Below are 3,809 nucleotides of genomic sequence, written 5' to 3'. Positions count from 1 at the left end.
ACGTTGAAATAGTGATCCCACGCTCACGCTCTTCTGGAGCGTTATCAATTTGATCAAATGCTGATGCATCGCCACCGTACGTTTTAGCTAATACAGTTGTGATTGCGGCTGTTAATGTTGTTTTACCGTGGTCAACGTGGCCGATAGTACCGACGTTTACATGCGGTTTAGTTCGTTCAAATTTTGCTTTTGCCATTGTCTATTCCCCAGCAAAGTACATTAAAAATATTTTTAAATGAGATGTGGAGAGGCAAGTGGTGCTGATAGGCAGATTCGAACTGCCGACCTCACCCTTACCAAGGGTGCGCTCTACCAACTGAGCCATATCAGCATTTACAAAATTGGAGCGGACGGCGAGAATCGAACTCGCAGCTTTAGCTTGGAAGGCTAAGGTATTACCACTATACGACGTCCGCACAACTTGCTCTCATTACATATCAAGCAAAAGTGGTGGAGGGGGCAGGATTCGAACCTGCGAAGGCTGAGCCGTCAGATTTACAGTCTGATCCCGTTGACCGCTTGGGTACCCCTCCAGATTGATGGTGCCGACTACCGGAGTCGAACTGGTGACCTACTGATTACAAGTCAGTTGCTCTACCAACTGAGCTAAGTCGGCTACATCAAGTGGATGCGGATATTAGAGTAATGATTGGGGTCGTGCAAGGGGGAATTTAAAAAAAATTGTTTTTTTTATGCTGTTTGTTTAAATTAACGACTTAATGCGTAACTTTCATGCATTACGCATATAATTCCACCACCTTCGTCAACTAAATATTATTCAATAAAATCAAATTAAACGAAAAAGACCTCTTAATACTAAGTTAGGAAAAAACATTATTTTTTTATTATTTTTTAATCCGAGTGAATGTTGACCACCACCTGTCACTAAGATTAAATAATTTTTATATTGAGTGTTTAAATATTGTTCCGCCATCATTACAAATCCTGTTTGAGATGCAAGGCAACCATAACTTACACAATTTTCAGTGGTTTCCCCCATATCCAATATATTAGGCATCTTTGTGTCAGCAAAAACCTTCTGTGTATTACACAGTAAACTTTCACGCATTAATGAAAAACCCGGTGCTATCCATCCACCTAAATGTTTATTATCAACCACAATATCACAGGTATTTGCGGTACCAAGATCGAGCACAGCTACAGGTAATTGAGTAATTTCACGTGCGGCTAAAATTGCCAACCATCTATCTACTCCTAAAGTCTGATATTTTTCATAGGCACAATGAATACCCAGAGTGTTAGCCTCTGTATTTATTATTTTATATGGTTTATTGAAGCGTTTGCACAAGCATTTCAGATCAGATATTAAAGAATTGTGTCCTACAGATGAAATTAATACCTGATAAGCTAGACTGAAATATGAAATTAATTCATCTATATGTTTGCAATACCTAACGTCTATTAAATCTGAAGTATTATCAACAAGTACATATTTAATCTGTGTATTACCAATATCAATCAATAAAGACTTAGACGCTTCTGACACTTACTTCGCCTCCATGATAGGCCTTAATACCTTGCTCTGTTTCTAGCAAAATTGCGCCGTTTGCATCTATACCCTTATTAATACCAAATATTATTTGTTTTCCCATAATCAGTTTAATAGCTTGGTTCGAGTAAACATCTAAGGCGCGCCACTTATTAATAAATGGACCAAGACCATCATTTTCGAATAAAGTCAGACCCTTACTCAGTTCACTTATCAAAGTGCCTGCTAATATGTTTCTGTTTACTAGCGGATGACTTAATTGGCCTAAATCTGTCCATGGCTGTCCAATTTCATTAACAATATTCGGAAGCGAAACGTTAATGCCAATACCGATAATAGCTTGACATCCACCTCCAATTTGCCCTTCAACTTCGATCAAAACACCCGCTAATTTTTTTCCATTGGCGTAAATATCATTTGGCCATTTTAATTGTATATCTTGCACTTCGCATTGGTTTAGTGCTTCTACAATAGCCACTCCTACAGCCAAACTAAGGCCGTTCAATGCAGAATATCCACCATCAAACGACCAATGCATCGACAAATAAAGGCTAGCAGCATAGGGGGATTCCCATTTACGTCCATGTCGGCCTCGTCCAGCAGTTTGAGCTTCAGCTAAACAAGTGTGACCGTTTTGAATACTTATTGATTTATCTTTTAAGTACTGATTAGTTGAGCCTATGACATTTAAAATTTCAATATCAGAAATGTGAGATATTGTCAGACTTGCGCGAATTTCGTCGAGGTTCAATAATGTTAGTGGTTGAGCTAAGCAGTAACCTTTTCCTGTAACACTATAGATATCAAGACCTAACGTGCTGAGTACTTTTACATGATTAGATATCGCAGTTCGACTTATACCCATTGTTGAGCCTAATGTTTCGCCTGAGTGAAACTCATTATCTGCCAAAATTGATAATAATCTACCACGTACTAATTCTGATGACTTGCTCATAAAACTATTGGCCCTTTTTTACCTATTAATCTGACTTCGTTCTCCAGTTCAATTGTAAATTCACTTAATACAGCAGTTTTAATAGCACGTGCAAGCTGCAAAAGTTGTTCACCTGTACCTGAACCATCATTAGTTAAAACTAGCGCTTGATGTGGGTGGCATCCTATACCACCTATCTTTTTACCTTTAAAGCCTAGTTGCTCAATCAACCAAGCTGCAGGGATCTTTACGCTCACATTATCAACAGCGTAACTTGGAATAGACGGCCATGATTGCTGTAGTTTATTATATTGCTTAAAAGCTATAATTGGGTTTTTAAAAAAACTGCCTGCATTACCAATTTTAGATGGGTCAGGTAATTTTTGCATACGCACATCTACAACTTTATTAAATATATCCTTAGCGCTAGGTTTTAACAGTCCCTTTAACTCTCCGTAGTTTGTGACGGGTCGCCAATCCTTTGGAATGGCAAAGGTAACACTAGTGATGATGATATTATCTGATAAGCGTTTTTTAAAAACGCTGCTACGGTAGGTAAACTCACAGGCTGTTGAACCAATACTGTTATGACTTTTTGTATTCAGGTCATAATATTCGACGTGATGAATAAATTTCTCAATTTCAACTCCATAGGCACCGATATTTTGAATTGGTGCAGCACCCACTGTGCCCGGTATTGATGCTAAGTTTTCAAAGCCATCGATATTACGTTGCATACACCACAACACAAGATTGTGCCAATTCTCGCTTGCACCGACCTTAAGGAGAAAGTAAGTTTCAGTTTGCTTAAGATCGATTCCCATAAATGCGGGTTTAATTATGGTCCCTTGATAATTCTCTAAAAATATAGTGTTACTACCTTCTCCCAAAATATAGAAAGTAACGTCACCCAATTCACTCAATTGTGCCTTTAAATCAACAGGAATATTGATAGATAGGAATTCACTAGCTAATGAAGGTAGACCGAAAGAATGATGAGGCGCTAAAGAATACACACAAAGACCCATTGAAAATTTGTCATTATCTTAATCAAGTTCAAAATTAATACCAGAAAATACCACGCCTTAGCCTTGAAATTAATAGTTAATCAACTTTTTACTAAACGCTACACCTTAAAATCATAAAAACCTTAGCTTTAATAGTTTTATCTTCTTAAAATATTGTTCCTAATAACAGTATTATTTCAATTTTATGACCTCAAATCGACTGCAAAAAATAATATCTTATCGCAACGATTTGCTCGGAGACACCAGATAAGTATCATATATATTTACTTAAGACTTTTTATGATTGTCTGACCAGCCATCTTTTGCTTTTCTTTATGGGTTGTCTATATTAAGACTT

Annotated in this window: 4 protein-coding genes and 4 tRNA genes; all 8 read right to left on the bottom strand. The window is 37.4% G+C overall.

The window, feature by feature from the left end:
* A partial coding sequence (locus QZ562_RS20340; RefSeq protein WP_293759007.1) for a GTP-binding protein occupies nt 1-196 on the bottom strand: 196 nt, incomplete at its 3' end.
* 59 nt (nt 197-255) lie between these two features.
* Nucleotides 256-331: transfer RNA gene (locus tag QZ562_RS20335), tRNA-Thr, on the bottom strand.
* Between the two features lie 11 nt (nt 332-342).
* Nucleotides 343-416: transfer RNA gene (locus QZ562_RS20330), tRNA-Gly, on the bottom strand.
* A 32-nt stretch (nt 417-448) separates the two neighbouring features.
* A tRNA-Tyr gene (locus QZ562_RS20325) sits at nt 449-533 on the bottom strand.
* A gap of 7 nt (nt 534-540) precedes the next feature.
* Nucleotides 541-616, bottom strand: a tRNA-Thr gene (locus QZ562_RS20320).
* A gap of 171 nt (nt 617-787) precedes the next feature.
* Nucleotides 788-1,507: a type III pantothenate kinase gene (locus QZ562_RS20315; RefSeq protein WP_293764399.1), complete on the bottom strand. Its 720-nt coding sequence runs from the start codon at nt 1,505-1,507 to the stop codon at nt 788-790.
* Complete coding sequence (gene birA, locus QZ562_RS20310; protein WP_293764397.1) at nt 1,491-2,465, bottom strand: bifunctional biotin--[acetyl-CoA-carboxylase] ligase/biotin operon repressor BirA; 975 nt, start codon at nt 2,463-2,465, stop codon at nt 1,491-1,493. The genes QZ562_RS20315 and birA overlap by 17 nt, the downstream gene beginning before the upstream one ends.
* On the bottom strand, nt 2,462-3,460 hold the full coding sequence (murB, locus tag QZ562_RS20305) for a UDP-N-acetylmuramate dehydrogenase (RefSeq protein ID WP_293764394.1): 999 nt from the start codon (nt 3,458-3,460) through the stop codon (nt 2,462-2,464). Before murB ends, birA begins: the two co-directional genes overlap by 4 nt.
* Nucleotides 3,461-3,809 lie beyond the last annotated feature (349 nt).

It is taken from the genome of uncultured Paraglaciecola sp., assembly GCF_913058035.1.
In the GTDB taxonomy this organism is placed as follows: Bacteria; Pseudomonadota; Gammaproteobacteria; order Enterobacterales; family Alteromonadaceae; genus Paraglaciecola.
This window is presented reverse-complemented; position numbering and strand designations above follow the sequence as displayed.